This window comes from Nocardia albiluteola, from assembly GCF_018860155.1.
In the GTDB taxonomy this organism is placed as follows: Bacteria; Actinomycetota; Actinomycetes; order Mycobacteriales; family Mycobacteriaceae; genus Nocardia; species Nocardia albiluteola.
In genome coordinates this window covers 164,619-187,109 of sequence record NZ_JAHKNI010000003.1, presented here as the reverse complement: position 1 = coordinate 187,109, position 22,491 = coordinate 164,619, and the positions used below count along the sequence as shown (strand labels likewise).

At 68.6% G+C, this 22,491-nt stretch carries 23 protein-coding genes; 13 read left to right on the top strand and 10 right to left on the bottom strand.

The window, feature by feature from the left end:
- Window positions 1-21: 21 nt before the first annotated feature.
- The 6 genes from KO481_RS10600 to KO481_RS10575 all read left to right on the top strand — a co-directional run bounded on the left by KO481_RS10600 (window position 22) and on the right by KO481_RS10575 (window position 5,894).
- A complete protein-coding gene (locus KO481_RS10600) occupies window positions 22-741 on the top strand; it encodes a TetR/AcrR family transcriptional regulator (RefSeq protein ID WP_215916886.1) in 720 nt (239 codons plus the stop codon).
- Window positions 742-845: 104 nt separating this feature from the next.
- A complete protein-coding gene (locus KO481_RS10595) occupies window positions 846-2,267 on the top strand; it encodes an NAD(P)/FAD-dependent oxidoreductase (protein WP_215916885.1) in 1,422 nt (473 codons plus the stop codon).
- A 123-nt stretch (window positions 2,268-2,390) separates the two neighbouring features.
- A complete protein-coding gene (locus tag KO481_RS10590) occupies window positions 2,391-3,164 on the top strand; it encodes a hypothetical protein (RefSeq protein WP_215916884.1) in 774 nt (257 codons plus the stop codon).
- Window positions 3,165-3,343: 179 nt separating this feature from the next.
- Window positions 3,344-4,537, top strand: a complete 1,194-nt coding sequence (locus KO481_RS10585; protein WP_215916883.1) for an aldose epimerase family protein — start codon at window positions 3,344-3,346, stop codon at window positions 4,535-4,537.
- A gap of 220 nt (window positions 4,538-4,757) precedes the next feature.
- Complete coding sequence (locus KO481_RS10580) at window positions 4,758-5,291, top strand: helix-turn-helix transcriptional regulator (protein ID WP_215916882.1); 534 nt, start codon at window positions 4,758-4,760, stop codon at window positions 5,289-5,291.
- 276 nt (window positions 5,292-5,567) lie between these two features.
- Entirely contained in the window at window positions 5,568-5,894 is a 327-nt protein-coding gene (locus KO481_RS10575; RefSeq protein WP_215916881.1) for a hypothetical protein, read from the top strand.
- A 64-nt stretch (window positions 5,895-5,958) separates the two neighbouring features.
- On the opposite strand, the gene KO481_RS10570 is transcribed toward KO481_RS10575, so the two are convergent.
- The 4 genes from KO481_RS10570 to KO481_RS10555 form a co-directional block, all read right to left on the bottom strand.
- Window positions 5,959-6,771 (bottom strand): ATP-binding cassette domain-containing protein, encoded by an 813-nt coding sequence (locus KO481_RS10570; protein WP_215916880.1) that lies wholly within the window; start codon window positions 6,769-6,771, stop codon window positions 5,959-5,961.
- Window positions 6,768-7,745, bottom strand: a complete 978-nt coding sequence (locus KO481_RS10565; protein ID WP_215916879.1) for an ABC transporter permease — start codon at window positions 7,743-7,745, stop codon at window positions 6,768-6,770. The genes KO481_RS10570 and KO481_RS10565 overlap by 4 nt, the downstream gene beginning before the upstream one ends.
- Window positions 7,746-7,817: 72 nt before the next feature.
- Window positions 7,818-8,936 carry a substrate-binding domain-containing protein gene (locus KO481_RS10560; RefSeq protein WP_215916878.1) on the bottom strand — a complete coding sequence of 373 codons (1,119 nt, stop codon included), beginning with the start codon at window positions 8,934-8,936 and terminating at the stop codon, window positions 7,818-7,820.
- Window positions 8,937-9,019: 83 nt separating this feature from the next.
- Complete coding sequence (locus KO481_RS10555; RefSeq protein ID WP_215916877.1) at window positions 9,020-10,174, bottom strand: mandelate racemase/muconate lactonizing enzyme family protein; 1,155 nt, start codon at window positions 10,172-10,174, stop codon at window positions 9,020-9,022.
- A gap of 77 nt (window positions 10,175-10,251) precedes the next feature.
- On the opposite strand from KO481_RS10555, the gene KO481_RS10550 reads away from it, so the two are divergent.
- The 4 genes from KO481_RS10550 (at window position 10,252) to KO481_RS10535 (ending at window position 13,959) form a co-directional block, all read left to right on the top strand.
- The gene (locus tag KO481_RS10550) at window positions 10,252-10,971 is read left to right on the top strand and encodes a FadR/GntR family transcriptional regulator (protein ID WP_215916876.1); all 720 of its coding nucleotides are present in this window, start codon (window positions 10,252-10,254) and stop codon (window positions 10,969-10,971) included.
- Window positions 10,972-10,974: 3 nt separating this feature from the next.
- A complete protein-coding gene (locus KO481_RS10545) occupies window positions 10,975-11,931 on the top strand; it encodes a U32 family peptidase (protein ID WP_215916875.1) in 957 nt (318 codons plus the stop codon).
- 133 nt (window positions 11,932-12,064) lie between these two features.
- Window positions 12,065-13,099, top strand: coding sequence for a zinc-dependent alcohol dehydrogenase (locus KO481_RS10540; RefSeq protein WP_215916874.1), 1,035 nt, complete (start codon window positions 12,065-12,067; stop codon window positions 13,097-13,099).
- Window positions 13,096-13,959, top strand: coding sequence for an SMP-30/gluconolactonase/LRE family protein (locus KO481_RS10535; RefSeq protein ID WP_215916873.1), 864 nt, complete (start codon window positions 13,096-13,098; stop codon window positions 13,957-13,959). The genes KO481_RS10540 and KO481_RS10535 overlap by 4 nt, the downstream gene beginning before the upstream one ends.
- Here KO481_RS10535 and KO481_RS10530 read toward each other — a convergent pair.
- Both KO481_RS10530 and KO481_RS10525 read right to left on the bottom strand, forming a co-directional pair.
- Entirely contained in the window at window positions 13,919-15,136 is a 1,218-nt protein-coding gene (locus KO481_RS10530) for an amidohydrolase (protein ID WP_215916872.1), read from the bottom strand. The genes KO481_RS10535 and KO481_RS10530 overlap by 41 nt on opposite strands.
- The gene (locus tag KO481_RS10525) at window positions 15,133-16,566 is read right to left on the bottom strand and encodes an MFS transporter (RefSeq protein WP_215916871.1); all 1,434 of its coding nucleotides are present in this window, start codon (window positions 16,564-16,566) and stop codon (window positions 15,133-15,135) included. Before KO481_RS10525 ends, KO481_RS10530 begins: the two co-directional genes overlap by 4 nt.
- Window positions 16,567-16,707: 141 nt before the next feature.
- On the opposite strand from KO481_RS10525, the gene KO481_RS43870 reads away from it, so the two are divergent.
- The 3 genes from KO481_RS43870 to KO481_RS10510 all read left to right on the top strand — a co-directional run bounded on the left by KO481_RS43870 (window position 16,708) and on the right by KO481_RS10510 (window position 19,144).
- Entirely contained in the window at window positions 16,708-17,715 is a 1,008-nt protein-coding gene (locus tag KO481_RS43870; RefSeq protein ID WP_215916870.1) for an Lrp/AsnC family transcriptional regulator, read from the top strand.
- Between the two features lie 241 nt (window positions 17,716-17,956).
- Window positions 17,957-18,910, top strand: coding sequence for a TauD/TfdA dioxygenase family protein (locus tag KO481_RS10515; protein ID WP_215916869.1), 954 nt, complete (start codon window positions 17,957-17,959; stop codon window positions 18,908-18,910).
- On the top strand, window positions 18,911-19,144 hold the full coding sequence (locus tag KO481_RS10510; protein ID WP_215916868.1) for a hypothetical protein: 234 nt from the start codon (window positions 18,911-18,913) through the stop codon (window positions 19,142-19,144).
- A 26-nt stretch (window positions 19,145-19,170) separates the two neighbouring features.
- On the opposite strand, the gene KO481_RS10505 is transcribed toward KO481_RS10510, so the two are convergent.
- From KO481_RS10505 to KO481_RS10490, 4 genes are all read right to left on the bottom strand, one after another.
- Entirely contained in the window at window positions 19,171-19,920 is a 750-nt protein-coding gene (locus KO481_RS10505; protein ID WP_215916867.1) for an urease accessory protein UreD, read from the bottom strand.
- Window positions 19,910-20,605, bottom strand: coding sequence for an urease accessory protein UreG (gene ureG, locus KO481_RS10500; protein WP_215916866.1), 696 nt, complete (start codon window positions 20,603-20,605; stop codon window positions 19,910-19,912). Before ureG ends, KO481_RS10505 begins: the two co-directional genes overlap by 11 nt.
- Window positions 20,606-20,685: 80 nt before the next feature.
- Window positions 20,686-21,318: an urease accessory protein UreF gene (locus KO481_RS10495; RefSeq protein WP_215916865.1), complete on the bottom strand. Its 633-nt coding sequence runs from the start codon at window positions 21,316-21,318 to the stop codon at window positions 20,686-20,688.
- 45 nt (window positions 21,319-21,363) lie between these two features.
- Window positions 21,364-22,098, bottom strand: a complete 735-nt coding sequence (locus tag KO481_RS10490) for an SDR family NAD(P)-dependent oxidoreductase (RefSeq protein ID WP_308166488.1) — start codon at window positions 22,096-22,098, stop codon at window positions 21,364-21,366.
- Window positions 22,099-22,491: the final 393 nt, after the last annotated feature.

Here is a 22,491-nt window from a genome sequence, read left to right as displayed (position 1 = left end):
CATTACCGGTAGGATGAGATTGTGACAAGGGATACACCAGAGACGAGGTCCGCGCATCCGCAGCGCGGTTCCGGGCGTTCGCGGGGCAGGCCCCCCGGGCCGCCGCGCGATCCCGTCGCACGGCGCGGTGAGCTCCTGGACGCCGCCGAGCGGGTGGCCACCACGGGCACGCCGATCACCATCGCGCAGGTCGCCGCGGAGGCCGGATACGCCCGCACCGCCGTCTACGCCGTCTTCCCCGATATGCCCGCCCTGGTCGACGCGCTCGCCGAGCGGCACATGGCGAGCCTGCTCGCCTCCGCGAACGCGCTGCTGGCCAGGCCGCTGCCCGTGCGCGAGCTACTGCGCGACATCGTGGCGCTGGTCTGTGATTTCGTCGACGCGAATCCGAACCTGTACCACCTGATGATGCAGCGCCTGCAGTCCGACGATGCCACGGTGTGCGGTCACCGCCGCCCCTTCTTCGCCCGGCTGTCCGACTGGGGCACAGTGGTTTTCGAGGCGATCCTGGAGGCCGTCGGCGCCGATCCCATGGTTGCGCGCGTGTGGGCGAGCGCTACCGCCGGCGCGATCCTGATGTCGGCCGAGGACTGGAGCCGCACCCCCATCCGCGATCGCGGCGCATTCATCGACGGGCTCACCGCATTCCTGTGGCCCGCGATCGACAGCATCGGCGGCGACCGGTTCGTCGGACCGCTGATCGTGCCCGCGGGCACCGGGACCGGCCCGCCCGACGCCTGAACCGAATGCGCCGTACCGAACCGCTCGTCGTGACTGTCGGCGAGTCGCCGACTACCGTATGGCGTGTCGGGAGACCAAACGCATTGCGCGAGGAGCGGGAGAACATGAGCAACCAGACCAGCGGTAAGCAGCGCCACCGCGTGGTGGTGATCGGTTCCGGCTTCGGCGGCCTGTTCGCGTGCAAGCACCTCAGACACGCCGAGGTCGATATCGTCCTGATCTCCAAGACCTCGACCCACCTGTTCCAGCCGCTGCTCTACCAGGTGGCCACCGGCATCCTGTCCACCGGTGAGATCGCCCCGGCCACCCGCATCGTGCTGCGCAAGCAGGAGAACGTCCAGGTGATCATGGGCGACGTGCACGATATCGACCTGACCAACCGCACCATCACCTCGGAGCTGCTCAACCGGGACACCGTCACCCCGTTCGACAGCCTGATCGTGGCCACCGGCGCCCAGCAGTCCTATTTCGGCAACGATCATTTCGCCACGTACGCCCCGGGCATGAAGACCATCGATGATGCGCTCGAGCTGCGGGCGCGCATTCTCGGGTCGTTCGAGGAGGCCGAGCTCGCCCCCACGCAGGAACTGCGCGACCGGTTCATGACCTTCGTCGTCGTCGGCGCGGGACCCACCGGCGTCGAGCTGGCCGGGCAGATCGCCGAGCTCGCCGACCGCACCCTGGTCGGGACGTTCCGCAACATCGATCCGCGCGACGCCCGCGTCATCCTGGTCGAGGGCGCCGATGCGGTGCTCAAGCCCATGGGCCCCAAGCTGGGCGGTAAGGCGCAGCAGCGGCTGGAGAAGATGGGCGTGGAGATTCAGCTCAACGCCATGGTCACCGATGTCGACGCGCGCGGGGTGACGATCAAGGACCAGGACGGCGAGCGCCGCATCGAGGCCGCGTGCAAGGTCTGGTCGGCCGGCGTGCAGGCCAGCGAGCTGGGCCCGATGCTCGCCGAGCGCTCCGAAGGCACCGAGGTCGACCGAGCTGGGCGCGTCATCGTCGAAAAGGACCTGACGATCAAGGGGCACCCGAACGTCTTCGTCGTCGGCGACCTGATGTCGGTGCCCGGCGTGCCCGGGCAGGCGCAGGGCGCGATCCAGGGCGCGACGTATGCCGCCAAGCAGATCAAGGCCGAGCTGGCGGGCAAGCAGCAGCCGGCGCAGCGCGCGCCGTTCAAGTACTTCGACAAGGGCAGCATGGCCACCATCTCGCGCTTCGACGCGGTGTGCCAGATCGGCAAGCTGGAGTTCAGCGGCTTCTTCGCCTGGCTGATGTGGCTCGGGCTGCACCTGTACTACCTGGTCGGGTTCCGCAGCCGGTTCATGACCGTCGTGCAGTGGTTCGTGGCCTTCCTCGGCCGGCACCGCGGGCAGATGGCCGCGACCGAGCAGTGGGTGTTCGCGCGGCTGGCCCTGGAGGCGCTGGCCGGCAACGACGAGGATGCCTCCGAGGTGCGCGCCGAGGCCGACCTCGGCGCCGGCAACGGTGCGGCGAACAAGCCGGCGCCTAAGGCCGGATAGCACTCGAACAGTTAATTTTCAGCTACATCAGCGCCTTTCGCGCATACCAGGAGTCGACCCATCCGATCCCCCCGTGGATCCGAATGCCGTGCGTCGATATCCCCTGCATAAGAAAGGTGACCGATGGCCGGAGGTAAACACCGCGCGCCGAACCCGCATCGCAATCGGGTCGGCAGCGTCGTCGCGGCGGGTGCTGTACCCCTAGTAGTGGCGATCGTCGGAGGCGGTACCGCAAACGCGGCGCCCAGCCAGCCGCAGCCGACATCGCATCAGGATCAGGCCCCGCAGTGGCCGGCGACCTCCGCGCCCGACGTCCACCCGTACCAGGGCCTGCGCATTCCGAGCACCACGCTCAGCTCGCTGCAGAACGCCCGGCCCATGCCGGACAAGAGCTACCTGGCCCCGGTCGGCGCCCTGCACCTGCCGGCGCCGGTGCCCGCCGTTCCGCCGATCGCGCCGCCGCCGGGCGAGCTCCGCTTCGGCGACGTCCAGGTGCCCGCCCCGGCCTGGATCGATCGCGAGCAGGCCATCGAAATCAACGACCAATCCGCCCAGGCCGAGGCGAATCTGGCGACCTTCCTCGACTCGGTCGGTATGGAACGCAGCCGTTCCGACCGGATCGCTGGCCAGACGATCGGCAGCGCCGCCATGGGCGCGGTGGCGGGCGCGACCGCCTCGGCACCGGTCGCGCTCACCTCCGGCCTCGTCGGCGGGGTGCTCGGACTCGTGGCCGGCCTGCCGTTCGTTCCGGTGGGCATCGTCGCAGGACCGGTCCTGGGGGCCGCCATGGGCGCGGGTGCGATCACCGTGCCCGCGGCAGCCGTTGGCGCGGCGGCCGGCGCCGCGGTCGGCGCGGTCAATTCGTTCAACGCACCACCGCGCGTCGTCGGCGACTGATTCCGGCGCACGAGCCCGGCGGAAGGCAGACCATTCGGTCCGCTTTCCGCCGGGCTCAACTCCTTTCATTCAATCATCCAATCATTGGACATTCGTGCCCGAAACCAGCCATTCGAACACCGCAATGCGCGGATAATGGCTCGGCACGGGGGATTTCGATGAGAGTGCAAGGAGCGCCCATGCGCGGCAAGACATTACTGCGACTACTGGCCATCGCCGGGGTCGTCAGCCTGGCCGGATGCAGTAGCACCGCAACGAAGAACACGGCCGACAGCAGCGGCGCGAACACACCCGCCGCCGCGCCCACGATCACCAGCGAGCCGTTCGGTCAGGTGAGTGGCACGGCGGTGAGCCGCTACACCCTGACGAACGGTCACGGCATGCGGGTGCGAATCCTGACCTACGGCGGCATCATTCAATCCGTCGAGGTCCCCGACAAGTCCGGGCACGTCGACAACGTGACGCTCGGCCTCCCGACCCTGGATTCCTACCTCGCCCTCACCGGCTCGGCAAAGACCTTCTTCGGGGCCATCATCGGCCGCTACGGCAACCGGATCGCCAAGGGCACGTTCACCCTCGACGGCATCCAATACCATCTGCCGATCAACAACAACGGCAACAGCCTGCACGGCGGCACCGACGGCTTCGATACCAAGGTCTGGCAGGCAACCTCGCTACAGGGCGGCGGCACGGTCGGACTGAAGCTGCAATACACCAGTCCCGCAGGCGAAATGGGGTATCCGGGCACCCTGTCGACCACGGTCACCTACACCCTGAATCAGAAGAACGAGCTGAGGATCGACTATGCGGCGACCACCGACGCCCCGACGGTGATCAACCTGACCAATCACAGCTACTTCAACCTGGCCGGCGAGTCCGCGCTCAACGTCTACGACCAGAAGGTGACGATCAACGCCGATTCGTACACCCCCACCGACGCGACCCAGATACCCACCGGGCAGATCGTCCCGGTCAAGGGCACCCCGTTCGATTTCACCACGCCCACCGCGGTCGGCGCGCACATCAACGCCGATGACCCTCAGCTGCTGCTGGCTCAGGGCTACGACCACAACTGGGTCATCAACCGCGGCAGCAGCACCGGGCTCGTCGAGGCGGCCAAGGTGGAAGATCCGGCGTCGGGCCGCACACTAACGGTGTCGACCACCGAGCCCGGAGTCCAGTTCTACACGTCCAATTTCATCGCGGGAACCTTCACCGGCACCAGCGGTCACATCTACCGCCAGGGCGCGGGAATGACCTTCGAGACCCAGCACTACCCCGACTCCCCCAACCACACCGACTTCCCCTCCACCACGCTCAATCCGGGCCAAACCTACAACTCCACAACGGTTTTCGCCTTCGGAACCGCATAGACGGCAGTGCGGGCCGCGCCGGCGCACCCGGAGCGGCCCACGCTCCCCAGCCTCGGGCTGATCACCCTGCAGGTGTGCTTCACCAGCGGGTCGGTCCGAGAAATACGCCAGTGGACCATGCGCTGCCTCGACGCCACCCGGGAGGCGATCCCGCAGCCCACCGAACTCCAGATCGGGGCCATGGCCACCATCGCGTGGCTCGCCACCCTCCAGGGCACCCATGAGGATGATCGCCGCCGGACGACCCGATCGCGAGAAGCTGGTCGCCATGGCCCTCGAAATCGCCCACCTGGCCGGCGGCACCACGACCCTGCGAGCCAAGCTCGGCACCGACATGCAGGCATCGGGCCCCCTCCTCGACGAATCCGAGAAGGCTATCGCCGTCGCCCGGGTACTGGGACCCGATGCCTACGCCGCGGCAGCGGCCTGGGGCATGCGTCTGCGTCCGGAGCGCAACGAGGTACTGCGGCTGGCGCTGGGCACACTGACCACCGAGACGTCAGCGGACAAGGCCCCCGAATCGCACGGGTACGACCTGTCCCACACCGAACAGCAGGTTGCGATTCTGGCCGCGGCCGGGTGGACCAACACCGCCATTGCCGGCCGTCGTGGCAAGTTGCCCCGGACCGTCGACGCCCAAATCTCGGCCATCTTCCGTAAGCTGGACATCACCTCGCGCGCGGACATCACTGCGCACATACCCGGGGGATTCGCCGACCAGGTCCGGCGCGAAGCCACCCGACGACCGCACTGACCGAACGAGACGGTCGTTGTTCGATGCTTAGCCGGTCACGACCGTGTTCGGCCCAGGCGCGCGGCGCTGCCGGGAAGGCGCTTGGATCCACGGCGCGACCGCAGGTACGTAGCAGGTATCGGTAGTCCCTAGGTATGTTACCGATGTGCTCTTGCTATCATGGGCGCATGATGGTAGCCGTGTGGCGAGATGGCCGCACAGCGATAACAGATCCATCCGGCTCACCACGCAATGTCTCCGGTGGCCGGCCGACGCCAACCGGAACCGAAATCACCCATGACTACTGTTCTACTACCTCTGGCATACGGATACCTGCGCGACGATCTACTCGGTGACGGCGACTCGAATTCGATTGAAGACCGGCTACGGAGGGCCGCCCGGTCGCTCGGCTTCGAGCTGGCCACGGTATTTCATGAGCCCTCGCCCCAGAATGGGACGTTGCCGCCCGCGTTCGTCGATCTCGTCCAGGAATGCCGGCGAGCGGCGGCACATGTGGTGATCACCCTCCGTGGGCACCTGTCCGAAATGGCAACATGCAAGATGGTGCTGCTGACGATTCTCGATGTGCGTGCCGGCGCCGCGGTGCACGAAGTGGAGATCTGATCCGATCCTGCGGGCCGCCCCGGCTTCCGGAGCGGCCCGCATCCCCTCATTCGCTGGTGGCGATTCACCCGTCCAACGCGCGCGGCAGCCGGTATTCGGCGTGCACGAGGGCCAGCAGCTCCTCGACCGAGGTCTCGGCGGAGGGCTTGTCGAAGGTGATCTCGCCGTGCTGGAGCAGATTCACCCGATCACACACGTCCACGACCTGGCTGTAGTTGTGCGCGATCAGGATGATCGCCAGATCACCCTGCTGCTTGAGCCGATCCAGCAGCTGCAGGATCTGCCCGCCCTCCTTGGCGCCCATGGCCGCGAGTGGCTCGTCGAGCAGCAGCAGCTTGGCATCGGAGTGCACCGAGCGGGCCACCGCGATGGCCTGGCGCTGGCCACCCGAGAGGGACCCCACCTCAGCGGTCACCGACGGAATGTTGATTCCGATGCGGTCCAGGGATTCTCGCGCCTTGCGCTTCATCTCCGCCCGGCGCAGGAACGGCAGCGGACGATGCACGAGTTCCTTGTTCAGGTGCAGGTTCAGGTACACCGGAAGGTCCGGGACCAATGCCAGATCCTGGAACACCGTCTCGATGCCGAGCGACCGGGCGTGCATCACCGAGCGTAGCCGAGTCTGGTTGCCCTCGAACAGCAGTCGGCCTTGGTCGGGTTGATGGAATCCGGTCAGGATCTTGATCAGCGTCGACTTACCCGCGCCGTTGTCTCCGATGAGTCCCAGGATTTCGCCCCGGCGCACATGGAGATTGATATCGCGCAGCGCCTGCACCGCACCGAACCGCTTTCCGACGTGCTCGGCGCGGATGATGTCATCGGAATCACCGCCGCCGGACACGTTGTCCGGCACGGGATTCGAATCGGACTCTGTCATGTGCGACTCACTCGCTTGCGTAGGTGACCGAGGTACACGTTCAGCAGCATCGCGATCACGATCGCGATACCCAGCACCACGTCGAAGGTATTGGCGTTGACCCCGGCCAGGGCGAAGCCGTCGAAGACGATGCCCAGCAGTATCGAGCCGAGCAGAGCGCCGACCACGGTGCCGCGCCCGCCCAGCAGCGCGGTGCCGCCGATCACGGCCGAGGCGACCGCGAGGAACATCGTGTTCGGGCCGCCATTGGTCGGATCGAACGATCCCAGCCGCAGCCCGTCGATGATGCCGCCGAGGCCCGCCAGGGTGCCGGCGATCGAGAAGTTCACGATCTTCACCAGATTCACCCGGATACCGGCCTCGGCCGCCCCCACGGGATTACCGCCGGTGGCCTGCGTGCTCACGCCGAATCGCGTGGCGGACAGCAGGATCTGCATCACCACCACGATTCCGAGCACCCACAGTGGCTCGGCCCAATGGGCCTTGCCGAACAGCTGTACCACCCAGCCCGAGGACGGCGCGGCGATCGGTGCACCGTTCGACATCAGCAGCGAGATACCCTCCAGCAGGAAGGAACTGCCGAGCGTCACGATGAACGACGCGATCCCGAACCGAGTGGTGACGAAGCCGTTCAACGCGCCGATTCCCGCGCAGATCGCCAGCGCCAGCAGCACCGCCAGGATCAGCGGGGTGCCGCCGTTGTAGAACGACATGAGAATGAACGGCGACAGGGTGAACATGAAGCCCGTCGACAGATCGATCTCGCCGCAGATCAGCAGCATCACCTCGCCCGCGGCCACGATCGCCCACGGCGCCAGGTAGTGGACGATCGTGAGGTAGTTATCCGAGCTGTTGAACCCGTGGGTCGTGCCGCTGAAATAGATCGCCACCGCGACGGTGGCGATCAGGATGCTCAATTCCTTCTGCCGCACCAGCGGTTGCAGCACGGCGGCGCCGAAGGTCCGTTCCGTCACGCCGCCGCCACCTCTGCCGCCGGGGTCGCCCGTGCCCGTTGACGCAATGCTCTGCGCACCATCCACGCTCACTCAGATCTGCACGGTCGAGGGCTGCGGTAGCGGGATCGCCGAGGGCATCGTGCCGAGGTTGTGCCCCTGCTGGCCCTCGTACGCGCTGCCCGTGTTGTACGCCGCCACATTGCCTTTCGTCACGAAGGTCAGGCCCGTGTCGGTCTGCGGCGGCGCGAGCAGCGTGCCGGACACCCGATACAGGTACAGGTACAGCACCGACAGGAAGCCCTGCATGTAGGCGGACTGGTCGATGGTGAAATCCAGTGCGCCCGAGGCGACCCCCTTGATGGTGTCGGACAGCGTGTCGAAGCCGCCGGCATGCACCTTGCCCGCGATGTTCTTGCTCGAGATCAGCTGGGCGATCGAGGCGGTACTGCCCGCGTCGACGGCGTACAGGCCCGCCGCGTCGGGCTGACCGGCGTACGCGGCGGTCATCGCGTTCAGCTCACCGGCCTGCTCCGCACCGGTATTGATCGACTTGACCACCACATTCGGCGCGGCCTGCTTCAGCGCCGCGGTGAGCCCGTCGAGGCGGGGCTGCAGATTGTTCGCGCCCGGCTGGGCGATGCCGACCAGGATCGTGCCCGAGGTGACGGTCTGCGCGATCCGCTGCCCCATGAGCAGCCCGGACTGGTACAGATCCTGCCCGATGTATGCCAGCGGATAGTTGCCCGGCGCGGTCGCGTTGTAGGCGACCACCGGAATGCCCTTGGCCAGCGCGGATTTCGTGGGCTCGATGAAGGCGTTGTTGTCGGTCAGCGGGATCGCGATGCCCGCGGCGCCGGAATTGATCGCATTGTCGAAGGCACTCACCATCTCCGAGACGGTGCCGTTCTCCGAGCCGGTCCACTGCGGGGTCGGCAAGCCCAGCAGTTTGGACGCATCGTCGAGGGCGGTGCGGGTCGGGATGAAGAACGAGTTCGTCGTGACGTGGTTGACGAAGACAAACTTCCATCCCGGCGTGGACGGGAAATTACCCACGCCGCCACCGGATTTCGTGCCTGTCGCGCTCGCGCAGGCCGAGAGCAGCGAGCCCACCGCCGCGGCGCCGCCCACGCCACCGAGCAGCTTCAACGCTCCGCGCCGACTGGCGGAACCGGTGATCCGGGCCGCCGTATCGGAAATATTCTCTGTCATCAGGAATTCCTCATCTACCAACTGTCCCGGATGTACCCCGGGTGTACTTCGTGTCGTCCGGCCGCGCCGGACCGGATCGAAACTCAGTCATCGGCCGCCTGGCGGCGCTCCCAGCCGGTGCTGAACAGGTTGAAGTTCACCGGCTTTCGCGGATGGTCCGCCAGCTTCTCGTGATCGAGAGCGATGCCCAGACCGGGCCCCTGCGGCAGCGGGAAGTACCCGTCGACGACCTCGGGCAGGCCCGGGCAGCATTCCTTGACGAAAACATCGGCGAAATCGTTGAAATGTTCCTGCACCTTGAAGTTCACGGTCGTCGCGGCCAGGTGCAGGTTCGCGGCGGTGGAGATGGGTCCGCCGACGTTGTGCGGGGCCATCAGGATGTAGTGCGATTCCGCCGTGGCCGCCAGTTTCTTCGCCTCCCAGAGCCCGCCGGAATGCGTGATATCGGTCTGCAGGATGTCCGCGGCCTGCAGCTCGAACAGCTCCCGGTAGTCGAACCGGGTGTGCATGCGCTCGCCGGTCGCGATGGGAATGTCGGTGTGCTCGGCCACCTTCGCCAGCGCCCTCAGATTCTCCGGCGGCACCGGCTCCTCGAGCCAGGCCGGACGGTACGGTTCGAGCAGACCGGCCAAGCGGATCGCGGTGGCCGGATTGAACCGGCCGTGCATCTCGATCATGATCTCGACGTCGGGCCCGACCGCGTCGCGCACCGCCGCCACCAGCTCGAGCGAGCGCGCGGTCTCGGCATTGTCCAGCTCGAACATGCCCGCGCCGAACGGATCCAGCTTCAATGCCCGGTAGCCGCGCTCGACGACCCGGCTCGCGGCCGCGGCGAACTGCTCGCCGGTCCGCTCCACCTGGTACCAGCCGTTGGCGTAGGCCTTGATGCGCTCGCGCACCGCACCGCCGAGCAGGCGGTACACCGGGACCCCCAGCGCCTTGCCCTGGATGTCCCAGCAGGCGATCTCGACCGCGGCGAGCGCGGACATCGCGATCTCTCCGGCCCGCGCGTAGTCCAGGCGCATCATCCGGTGCACCAGCGATTCCACCTCGAAGGGATCGCTGCCGCGGATGTGATTGACGGTGGCCTCGGCCAGAAACCCGAGCAGCGCGTCGGTGTGGTTGAGCATGCGGACCTCGCCCAGCCCCGTCACGCCCTCGTCGGTCTGGACCTCGAGGATGGTGAGATTGCGCCACGCCGTGCCCAGGACGTGGGTGATCAATCCGGTGATCTTCATCAGTATTCCTGTCGTGCAGTCGAACCGAAGGGTACAGCGCTTTGACATTTACCATCCAATCATTCGATGATTTGGTCATGACCAATTTGGCGGGCCCGCTGGGCAGGCATCGCACGATGCACGGGCGCGTGGTGGACCTGCTCGGGGCACGGGTGGTCTCGGGTGTCTACGCCGAGAACGCCCAGCTGCCCAACGAATCCGACCTCGCGTCCGAGCTGGGCGTGAGCCGGGGCGGCGTGCGGGAGGCCGTGAAGGCGCTGGCTGCCAGGGGCTTGGTGGATCCGCGGCCGCGGGTGGGTACCCGGGTGCTGCCGCGTTCGGCCTGGAATCTGATGGACCCCGAGGTGATCGGCTGGCACAGCACCGATTCGTCGTTCGTGCGCGACCTGCTCGAGCTCCGGCTCATCGTCGAGCCGGGCGCCGCGCGCCTGGCCGCCGAGCGGGTGGACGCGGCCCAGATCGCCGCCATGACCACCGCTTACGACGCGATGGCCGAGCATGCGACCCGGCTGCCCGAGCACTCTGCCGAATTCGTCGCCGCGGACCTCGCCTTCCATCTGGCGCTGCTGCGTGCCAGCGGAAATCAGCTGGTGGAACAGCTCGGGCGGCTCCTGGAGACCGGACTGCAGCACGGGCTGGAGGCGACCAGCGAGCTGCCCGGCGGGGTGGAGCGCACCCTGCCGATGCATCGGGCGGTCCTGGATGCGGTGCGCCGCCACCGACCCGAGGCCGCCGCGAAGGCGAGTAGGCAATTGATCGAGACCACCGCCGCGGCGATGGCGGCCCGAACGGAGTAGCACATGCCCGGACGAGTACGAGATTTCCTGCGGGCCGGGGGTTTTCCCGAAGCGGACGGTCCCGCCCCGGCGTCGAGCACGAAGCGCTTTCCCGACGGCGCCCAGTACCGCGTCGAAATCCCCAGTGTGGAGGGGCCCGCGGTGCTGGAGGCGGTTCTGCAGGAGGCCGCGGCGCGAGATGTGCTGTTGCACCGGATCTCCCAGGGCAGCGGGGTCATGCTGCTGACCGATACCGAGCTCGCGGCGATGGCGGCCCTGGGCGCGCGGGCCGCGGTCGAGGTGAGCCTGTTCGCGCGGCCGCTGGCCGGATGGGCCACGGGGGCCGCGGCGCTGGCGTCCGGCGCGGGTGCCCTCGCCGCGCAGGCCCGCGGTGCCGAGCAGCTGACCCAATGCCTGCTCGACATCGAGCGGGCAGCCGATTTCGGGGTGCGCAGCGTGCTGATCACCGATATCGGAGTGCTGGCCACCGCCGCGCGGATGCGCGCGGAGGGATACCTGCCCGCCGATCTGCAATTCAAGATCAGTGTCCAGATGGGCCTGGCGAATCCGGCGTCGATCCGGATCGCGCAGGACCTGGGCGCGGACACCTACAACGTCCCCACCGACCTGAGCCTGTCCCAGCTGGCCACGATCCGCGCCGCGGTCGACATTCCGCTGGACATCTACATCGAGGCCCCCGACGATCAGGGCGGATTCGTGCGGCACTACGAGATCGCCGAGATCGTGCGCGTCGCCGCGCCGGTGTATCTGAAGTTCGGGCTGCGCAACGCCCCGAACATCTACCCCAGCGGCACGCATCTCGAGGCGACCGCGGTGGCACTGGGCCGCGAGCGGGTGCGCCGCGCGCGCATCGGGCTGGATCTGCTGCACCGGTTGGACCCGGATGCGACCACCTCCGAGCGGGCGGCGAAGGGGTTGGCGGTGCCGGTTCCGGCTGCGAATGCCGAGGTCCCGAGATGATGTCCCACGCACACGTGGATGCCGGTAGTCAGCGGTCGGCCGAGCACCTCCACTCCGAACTCCGCCCGGACGTCCGCCGGATTCCGTACCCGACGCCGAGCTCATTTACGTCGCGCAGGCACTCGGTGGTGCTGTGCCGCAACCGTTTTCACCGAGCGGCCCGCTGATGTCCCCGCGGGCGGTATACGTCGACGCGCCGGGGCAGGTGCGGGTCGCGGAGATGGCACCGCGCGAGCCCGGGCCGGGAGAGGCGCTGGTCCGGGTAGCGTGGGCGGGTATCTGCGGATCCGATCTGGAGGTGGTAGCCGGAACCCGGCCCGCGCCGTATGTGTCCTATCCGGTGACGCCGGGACACGAGTGGTCCGGGACGGTGGACTCGGTCGGCCCGGATGTCGCGCCCGGTCTGGTCGGCAAAAAGGTTGTGGGCGAGGGCTTTCGCTCGTGCCTGCGCTGCGACGCCTGCCGTAGCGGGGATACCAATCTGTGTGTGAGCGGTTACGCGGAGACCGGATTCACCGATCCCGGCGCCTGGGCCGGCTACCTCACCCTGCCCGCGCGGCTGCTGCATGTACTCCCCGATGCGGCCGATCTGCGGGCCGCCGCGGCGCTCGAGCCGGCGGCGTGTGTCGCAGCGGCATGTCTGAAGATCGCCGTACAGCCCGGCGAGCGGGTCGCCGTGGTCGGCGCGGGTACCCTCGGGCTGCTGGCCACGCAGTTGCTGGCGGCTGTGTATCCGGGGGCGCTCACCGTCATCGATCGCCGGGCGGAGCGTGAACCTCTCGCCCGGCTATGCGGCGCAACGCATTTCACGACGCACCCGACCGATTCTGGCGCGCGTTACGATGCGGTGCTCGAGGCCGCGGGCGGCACGGCGACCGCGCGGCTGGCGATCGGGCTGGTGCGCCGGGGCGGGCGAGCGGTGCTGACCGGCATTCCAGCCGGGCCGGCGGACCCGATCTCACCGTCCGATCTGGTGCTCGACCAGATCACCGTGCACACCGTATTCGGCGCACCCTCGCGCGCGTGGACCTACGCGGTGCGTGCCTTCGCCGCCGGAGCGCTGAATCCGGCCCCGCTGATGTCGCGGGAGTTCCCGCTCGAGGAGGTTTCGATGGCCCTGCAGGCGCTGCGCGACGGCGATTCGGTGAAAGTGCTGCTACGCCCGTGACTCTCGCAGAACAGATCACCGCGCCGGTCGCCGATCACGGTGAAGGCCCGGTATGGCACCACGGCTGGCCCGGCCTCCGCTGGGTGGACATGCTCGCCGGTGACGTGCTCGAACTCCATTCCCGCACAGGCGAGATCCGCCGACTCGGGGTCGGCACGGTGGCCGCGGCCCTGCGCCCGCGCGCGGACGGCGGCGTGGTGATCGCGATCGAGCGCGGATTCGCTCTGGCCGACAACGATTTTCACACCGTCACGCCACTGCCCGAACTCTGGTCCGATCCCGGCATCCGGATGAACGAGGGCAGCTGCGATCCGGACGGCCGGTTCTATTGCGGCTCCATGGGATACGACGCGGCATCCGGCGCGGGCGCCCTGTATCGGCTCGACCCCGACGGCACCACCCGCGCGGTGCTCGACGGGGTCACCATCTCCAACGGCCTCGCCTGGAGCCCGGACGGAACCACCGCGTACTACGTCGACACCCCCACCCAGTGCATCGACGCCTTCGACTACGATTCGGAATCCGGCCTCTCCCACCGCAGAACCGCAGTACGGATTCCCGAGGAGTCCGGCTCCCCGGACGGCCTGACCGTCGACGCCGACGGCAACATCTGGGTGGCCCTCTGGAACGGCGGCGCGGTCCATCAGTACTCCCCCACCGGCACCCTGCTCGACATCATCCACCTCCCCGCCGCCCAGGTCACCGCCTGCACCTTCGGTGGCCCGAACCTGAACGAGCTCTACATCACGACATCCCGAAACGGCCTGGGCGACAACGCCGAACCGGCGGCGGGCGCACTCTTCCGCGCCACCCTGGGCGTCACCGGCCTGCCGACCTCGACCTACCGCGGCCCGGGGTAACCTGTCCGCCGTTCGATGTGAGCCGGCCTCGTTGTATCGGATCCAGGGCCGCCGCCGCCGCGGCCATGGCGAGGCCGAAGGCGCCGTCGAGGACGGCCCGGTCCGCGGAATCCGATGCGCCGTGCTCGGCGAAGGCCGCGGTGTGGTGGGCGGCGCCGTGGACGTCGTAGCCGAGGAGGGGATGAATGGCCGGCACGACATGGGACACGTTGCCCATGTCGGTGGAGGCGATCGCGTCGGTGGTCACCGCCACGGTCCGGCCACGACTGCGCATCGCATTCCGGTATGCGCCGGAAAGGAATTGGTCCTGCCGCAGGTCCGCGAAAGCATTGCCGGTCCTGCTCACCGTCAACTCCGCGCCGGTGGCACACTGCCCCGCGGCGAGACAGCCGTGCACCCGGGACTCGACCGCTCGCAGGGTCGCGGCGTCGGGAGCGCGCACCTCGATCTCGAGCCGGGCGCGGTCGGGGATGACATTCGTGGCGCTGCCACCCTCGACGGCGATCAACGAGACGACGACCCCGGGTGGAAGCTGCTGTCGCGCAAGGCCGATGGCGGTCTGAGCCACAGTGATGGCGTCCAGCGCGTTCACACCGTCGAACGGTGCGGTGGCGGCGTGGGCCGGTCGGCCGCGGTAGAGCACGTCCCACTGCGACATGGCCAGCGAGGTCCCGCCGACCGCGTCGACGGCGGCGGCGTGGGCCATCATCGCGAAGGAGACGTCGTCGAAGAAGCCCTCCTCGAGCAGGTCCACCTTGCCGCCGGTGGTTTCCTCGGCCGGGGTGCCCAGGACCTTGACCGTCAGCCCCAGCGGCTCCGCGACGACCGCGAGCGCGAGCGCGGCGCCCACCGCGGCGGCGGCGTTCACATTGTGCCCGCAGGCGTGTCCGATGCCGGGTAGCGCGTCGTACTCGACGCAGAGTGCGGCCGTCAGGCCGCCGTCGCCCGATCGAGCGCTCAATGCCGTTGAGGCAGTGGGCTGTTCGGCATCGAGCGTGAAACCTTCGGCGAGCAGCAGCTCGCGGACGCGACGCACCGCGCGTTCCTCCTGGCCGCCGAGCTCGGGATCGGCGTGCAGGGCATGACTGAGGGTCAGGATCGACGAGCGCACCTGGGACAGCCGTTCGGTGATGCCCTCCGCGATGTGCAGGGGTACGCCCGGGACGTCGACGGTCATGCCGGAATCTCCGCCGCACCGGTCTTCATCGCTCGCGGGTACGCCGCACCGATGACGCCGGCGAACGCGGCGGCGACCCCGAGGACCGCCCAGATCGACAGCATCCCGGTCTCGGTGATCCGCCCGGTCCCGGAGACGAACGCCGCGGACAGCATGCGCACCACCGCGGCGCCGACCGCGATGCCCACCGACAGGGCGAGCTCGTTCAGGCCCGCCGCGGACGAGGTCTCGTGCACCGGCACCGCCTCCACCGACAGCGCGCGGGTAGCGGCCTGATACGTGCCCAGGGCGAGGTTGAAGAACGTGAAGCCGACGATGTACAACGCCAGGGACCGGTGCCCCAGGGCCATGGTCGCGAAGCCGCCCGCGAGCAGCACACCGGCGACGACGAAGCCGCTGCGATCACCGAATCGCGCGAGCAGGCGAGCGGTGGAGACCGATGTCAGCAGCGACCCGATGGACGTGAGCGCCAGCACCAGCGCGATGGCGAACGACGACATCCGGAAGCCGTAGCCGGCGTCGGCCGGGTCCGCGTGGAGAAATATGTCGTTGGTCCCGAAGTAGCTGATCGATGCGAAGCCGAACAGGAAGGTCGAGCCGGTGACCACGCTGAGCCGCCGGATTCGCAACATGCCCAGATCGAGGAAGCGGCGCCCGGGGGTATGCGCGTAACGCAGGTCCATGCGGATCCACGCGATCAGCAGCAGCACGCCGGCCACACCGGACCCGAGCGTCTTCGGATCGGCCCAGCCCCAGTCGGGTCCCATGGACAGCGCCACCACGAGGCCGATCAGCCCCAGCGAGCAGGCGCCCAGCGGCAGCACGGCGAGCGGCTCGCGCGAGGGTGTGCCGGCATCGGGGATGACGAACGAGCAGATCGCCGCGGCGGCCGCGAATGGTACCGCCACCCAGAAGCCGAGCGTGGGATCGTGCTCGCTGACGATGCCGGCGAGCAGGCCGCCGCAGCCCACCATGATCATCAGGATGCCGATCAGCACGCTGACTCCGGTGCGCGTATGCGCCGGGGCGGCCGCGCGCATGATGCCCATCATCAGCGGGATGAATCCGACCACGCAGGTGAGCGCAACGACCCCGACGGTGACCGTGAGAAGGGTGGGGTGCACGGCCATCAGCAGGGCTCCGAGCGCGACCACCAGGGTTGACCAGCGCAGCACGAGGCGGTAGCCGTAGCTGTCGCCCAGCCGGGACAGGATCGGCGTCAGCACGGCGAAGCTGACATTCGAGATCAGGAACAGCCCGTTGATGGCGGGGTCATCGATGCGGAAGACGGGGCCGAGCGCGGGCAGGATCGGATTCAGATAGCCCTGCGTCACGCCGCTGAGCGATTCGATCACCGCCATCGCCGCGAGGGTTGTGGCTATCGTGCGGCCGACCGGCGGCGCCACTGCGGCCGGAAGATTGCGAACCATGTCGACTCCTTCGTACTTCCTCGACACCCGGCTCGGCAAGCTCGCGGAGCCGGGCGCCCGATTCATGAGGTGGATCACACCGTATGGTCGAGGTTGCATAACGCGAAGAATTGATGGGAATCAGCCATCGAAGGCAGGACAGTGCAGGATTCATCCACATTCGACGAGATCGATCTCGAGATCATCGGTGCCCTCCAGGTCAATCCGCGCATCGGCTGGGACGCGCTGGCCCAGGTGCTCGGGTCGTCCGCGGCCACCGTCTCGCGGCGGTGGGCGGCGTTGCACGACGCGCGCCTCGCGTGGGTCACCCCGGCCCCCGGGCCCCGCTATCTGGCGGCCGGCTGGTCGGCATTTCTGCAGATCGCGGCCACACCGAACGCGCATGAGGCGCTGCTGGAGCAGCTGTGCGAGGAGCCTGCCTTCGCCACCGTGTCGCTGGTGTCCGGGCGGTACGACATCCTGGTGGACTGCTTCGCCTCGTCCCCGGCGGAGCTCACCGACGTCGTCACCGCGTCGTTCGCGCGATTGCCCGGAGTGATCCGTCGCGATGTGCTCTTCACCGCGGAGGTGTACCGGCAGGCCACCGAGTGGCGCAGCGGGGTGCTCGAACCGTCCGAGACCAGGAGCCTGACGACGCCCCCGCACACCGCGTCTCCCGGCTTCTCCCCCGATCGGGTCGACCGGGCCATGCTGGCGGCGTTGACGCACGATGGCCGCGCGAGCCTGGCCACGCTGGCGCAGGAGTGCGGTATCTCACCGCAGACCGTGCGGCGGCGGCTGGACCGGATCCTCGACGCGGGCTACGTGGCCCTGCGCTGTGACGCCTCCTCCGACGCCAGCCCAGGGTTCCGGGAGGTCACGCTGTTGCTCAACGTGCCGGCCGACGATATCGCCACCGTCGGCCGCTATTTCGCCGACCTGACCGCCTGCCGGGTCAGCGCCCATGTGATCGGCGCGGAAAATCTGCTGGTCACCCTGTGGGTGCGGAACTATCTCGAGGTCCGCGACCACGAGCGCGTCCTCGCGCGGCTCGCGCCGGGCAGCACGGTCGTCGGCCGCCAGGCGGTCATGCGCACCTACAAGCGTCTCGGTCACGTGCTGGATGCCCGGGGCCGGCGCACCCGGTACATCGCGTTGCCCCTGGGGTGATCTTCTCGGCGTCGATTGTCATTCCTGCCCCAGGGCGGACGGCACCGGCGTTCCCGATGCGAATCTACGTCTTCCCGACCGGGTCGTCGAAGGGAATACGCAGCGTCTCCGCCTCGGGGTCCGGACAGTAGGTCGCCTTAGAGAACCCACAGTTGTGCCCTGTGTAGTCACGCGACTACAGTGATGAACACGCAAGTGTAGTCAAACGACTACATCCCGGAATTCGAGGAAGAAGGTTGTGATGACAGTCGTTGTCGACAAAGATCCCGCTGCCGGATTCGGTGCTCAGCCGGTCCAATTGCCGGGCTACCCGGTGTGGTCGGGGCCGTTCAGCTATATGGCCGCCGAGCGCGATCGGCTGGCCGGACTGCAGTGGGAGCATTTCGATGCCCGCCAGGTGGCCGCGACGATCGGCGCGGAGATCTCCGGGGTGGATCTGACCGCCGAGCTCCCGAATTCGGTAGTGGTCGAACTGCGTCAGGCACTGCACGAGTACAAGGTCTTGTTCTTCCGGGACCAGCCGTTCACCCCGGAACAGCAGGTGGCCTTCGCCCGCCGGTTCGGCACGCTGGAGGTCCACCCGTTCATCCCGTCCAACACCGGTCAGCCGGAGCTGGTGCGGTTCGAAAAGAGCGCGCAGGTCAGCGGATTCGAGAACGCGTGGCATCACGACGTGACCTGGCGGGAGCAGCCGTCGATGGGCGCGGTCCTGCATGCGATCTCGGTGCCTCCGATCGGCGGCGACACGTTGTTCTCGGACATGTACGCCGCCTACGACGCCCTCGACCTCGACACCCGCGCCCTGGTCGAAAACCTCGATGCCGTACACGATTTCACCCGTGCGTTCGGTCATATGCTCGACGAGGAGAAGCGCAAGGAGATGCGCGCGCAGTATCCGCCCGTCCTGCATCCGGTCGTGTGCACGCACGCGGTCACCGGCCGCAAGCACCTCTACGTCAACCGGGTGTTCACCGACCGGATCGAGGGCATGGACCTCGAGGAGGGGCGGGCACTGATCGATCGCCTGTGCCGCACCGCCGATGCCCCCGAGCACCAGGCGCGGTTGCAGTGGCAGCCCGACACCGTCGCGTTCTGGGACAACCGCGCGGTGCAGCACTACGCCGCCAGCGACTACTGGCCCCGGATCCGGGTCATGGAGCGGGCCTCGATCGTCGGCCCGCGTCCCGCCCGCTGAATGGGAGCCCGCACCGGCCGGCCCGAGCGCTCGCCCGGGCCGGCCGGGGTGCGCAGCGCGGCAAAGACGCTGGCACGCACGATCATCGTGCGTGGTGGCGCACGACACCTGGTCGACGCCGCGGCGCCGATCCTGGTGTTCCTGACCGGCTACCAGATGTTCGGGTGGGGGTGGCCGTGCTGTCGACGGTTGCCGCGGCCGGGCGATCGCGGTGTGGCGCTGGGTGCGCGGTGATCGAATCCGATTGCGGCACAGCCGGATCAGGCATAGCCGTGCCCGGTCGTGGTGGGCTCACGGCGACCGGGCGATTCCTTAACGAGCGCCGAAGCAGCGACACGAAGGCCGGCGTTGTCGACAGGTTCGTCCGACAGCCGGGGACCCGTCCACGTGTACAGGGTGCCGCCTGCGGCGAGCTCGAGTAACGCCGAATCCAAACCGCTTGTGCGCGACGGAGTGTCGTCGGGATAGCACAGGACGCTGGTCAACGCCCGGGGCGCGCAGAGGGCGTCGTCGGCGGGTGCGTCCATGCCGAGTTCCAGGCGGTGCCGGAGCAGGGGCGTGTCCGCGATATCGGCGATCAGGTCGCCACGCCAGTGGCCGAAATCCTCGCCGGTGCGGCCGATCTGGATGCGCTCGCGCAGGCGCAGGCGGGCATTCGGGGCCAGCAGGACGGTGCCGGCGGATTCGTGTGCGGCCCCGCCCGCGACGATCGTCGGTTCCGGGTCGAAGTCCAGCTCGGCCTGCTCACCGACCGCGAAATGCCAGTGCGCGTGCGAGATTCGCGTCGTGCGGCCGGGCAGGACGATCGTCGCTGCCACCGAGCGCACGCGCAGGCGGGCGCCCGGTTCGACCACTATCGTGATATCGAGCCGGTCGCCGCCCAATGGTGTTGCGGCCGTGCCGATCAGGTGGACCGTGTCGGGGCCGGTGTGCCGTGCGGCCAGCCCGCCCGTGGCGTGGATCCGCGGCAGGACGCCGGGGCGGGCGACGATGCGTAGGTCAGTGTCCAATGGTCGAACCCGCGGCCGCGCGCAGCTGCTCGCGCACCCAGGCCAGCACGGGGGACGCGGCCGGATCCTCTGTGAGCGAGGTGAACACGAACGGGCGGCCCTGGCGGACCTTTGCCGAATCGCGATCCATCACGGCCAGATCCGCGCCGACCATCGGGGCCAGATCGGTCTTGTTGATCACCAGCAGATCCGAATACGTGACGCCCGGGCCGCCCTTGCGCGGCACCTTGTCACCGCCCGCGACGTCGACCACGAAGATCTGCGCGTCGATCAGGCCGGAGGAGAAGGTGGCGGTCAGATTGTCGCCGCCCGATTCGACAAGGATCAGGTCCAGCGGCGGATTGGCATCGATCAGGTCGTCGATGGCATCGAGGTTGGCGGTGATGTCGTCGCGGATCGCGGTGTGCGGGCAGCCTCCGGTCTGCACCGCGGTGATCCGCTCGTCCGGCAACACGGCGTGGCGACGCAGGAAGTCGGCGTCCTCGGTGGTGTAGATGTCGTTGGTCAGCACCGCCAGCGACAGCTCGTCGCGCAGCTGGCGGCACAGTGCGGCGGTCAGCGCGGTCTTGCCGGACCCCACCGGGCCGCCGATGCCGATCCGCAGCGGCTCGCCCGCTGTGCGCGTGCGCTTGGGGCGGTCGTGGCCGTGATCGTGCGGTTCACCGTCGATCAGATGTGGGGGCATATCGGTAACTCCTCTCGCCCGGTCATCCTGCCCGATCCGCATGACGGGCCTGTTACCCGACCGCATCGACGAGTCGGTTGCTAGGACGCGAACAGCGGCATTTCACGGTCGGGATGGCGCTGGGCGAGCAGGTCCTGCAGCGGATCGGACAGCGCGGCCGGGCCGCGCACCGCCGCGGCGGCGGTGGCGTCGCACAGCTCCGCGAGCCGTATGGTGCACGCGGCGACCGCTGCCGGATCCAGGGCCAGCAGGCGCTGTGCGGCCGTCGCGGCGCCGGTCATCGTGGTGTAGACGACGACCGCCGCGATCTCCCGTGGGCTCACAGCCGCGGCGATCCCGACCATCCCGAATACGGTCGACTGATGCGGACGCGATCGCAACGCGGCCCAATCATGCTGCGGCCATACCTGTTTCGCCAGTCGCAGCAGGCCCCGGCCCTGCGCTCGCGAGGCAGCCCGCGCCGCCGGTGCGGGGGTGCGCGCATCGGCCTCGGCCTCCGCCCGCGCGGGTTCCAGCTCCCCCGCGCAGACCGCCGCCGCCAGCGACGCCGCCACCAGCCCCGAGGTGCGAATCCGCCGCCGCAGATACAGCTCCACCGACGCCACATCGCGCACCAGCCCGGAGGTCACCGCCTCCTCGACACCGCCGGAATGCACGTGCCCGCCGATCGGCAGCCTCGAATCGGCCAGGGTCAGCAGGGTCGCGATACTCATTCGCGCATGTCCGGGTCTTGCATGCGTCCGAGCATAACCGCCTGCTCAGCGGCGAAAGGTCCGCGACATGAAGCGCTGCGCGGAACCGCGCGTGATATCCGACCACGCCTGCACCGGCCCGCTCCACCACGGCGAGATCTCCACCGGCTTCGCGACGACGGCATGGCAGACCACGTCGGCCGCCTCCTCGGCGGTCAGGCCGGGCATGTTGCCGAAGTTCGTGGGCGCGCTCATCCGGGTGTGCACCAGCGGCATGTACACCGAGGTGGTGGTGACGTTGTCACTGGCGATCTCGGTGGCGACGGTGCGCAGCCACACGTCGAAGGCACTCTTGGACGCGGCGTACGCCGACCAGCCCGGGGCCGGCGGCATCCGCAGGCCCCAGGTGGAGATGTTCACGATGTGGCCCGCACGACGCTCCTGCATGCTGGGCAGCAGGGTGAGCAGCAGCCGGACCGGGCCCAGGTAGTTGATGTCGATGGTGCGGGTGAAGTCGTGGAAGCGGTCGTAGGACCGGTCGATCGCGCGGCGAATGGACCTGCCCGCGTTGTTGATCACGATATCGACGTGTCCGTGCGCGGCGAGCAGGTCGCGCCCGAGCCGATCGGTGGCCTCCATGTCGGTGAGGTCGGCACGGTAGACGTGCGCGACACCCCCGGCATCCGCGATCTCCGCGGCCACGGACTCCAGCTCCTGCATCGACCGCGCCACCAGCAGCACGGTCGCCCCGGCCGCGGCGAGCTTGAAGCACCGTCTCGCGCCCGATCCCGTGCGAGGCACCCGTGACGAGCACGACCTTCCCCGACACCGCCTCGCGCAGGGCGTGCTCGCGCGGGCGGAAGGTGGGATACAACAGCCGTGTCGCAACCCGCTCGGCCAGCGGGCGTCCGTTGCCGGACGGTGTCTCGGTCACGACTCCACCTCGCTGGCGCTCGGCTCCGTCGCGCCCGACGCGGACTGCACCCATGGTTCGCTCCGCTGCGCTCCACTCACGACTCCACCTCGCTGGCGCTCGGCTCCGTCGCGCCCGACGCGGACTGCACCCATGGTTCGCTCCGCTGCGCTCCACTCACGACTCGACTCTATGCGCAGGCGGTGATCTTCGCGCCCGAAAAGTGGAGTAGATCCCGCCTCCCGAGGCCCGGCTCCGGCTGCGGCACACCGTGATCACCA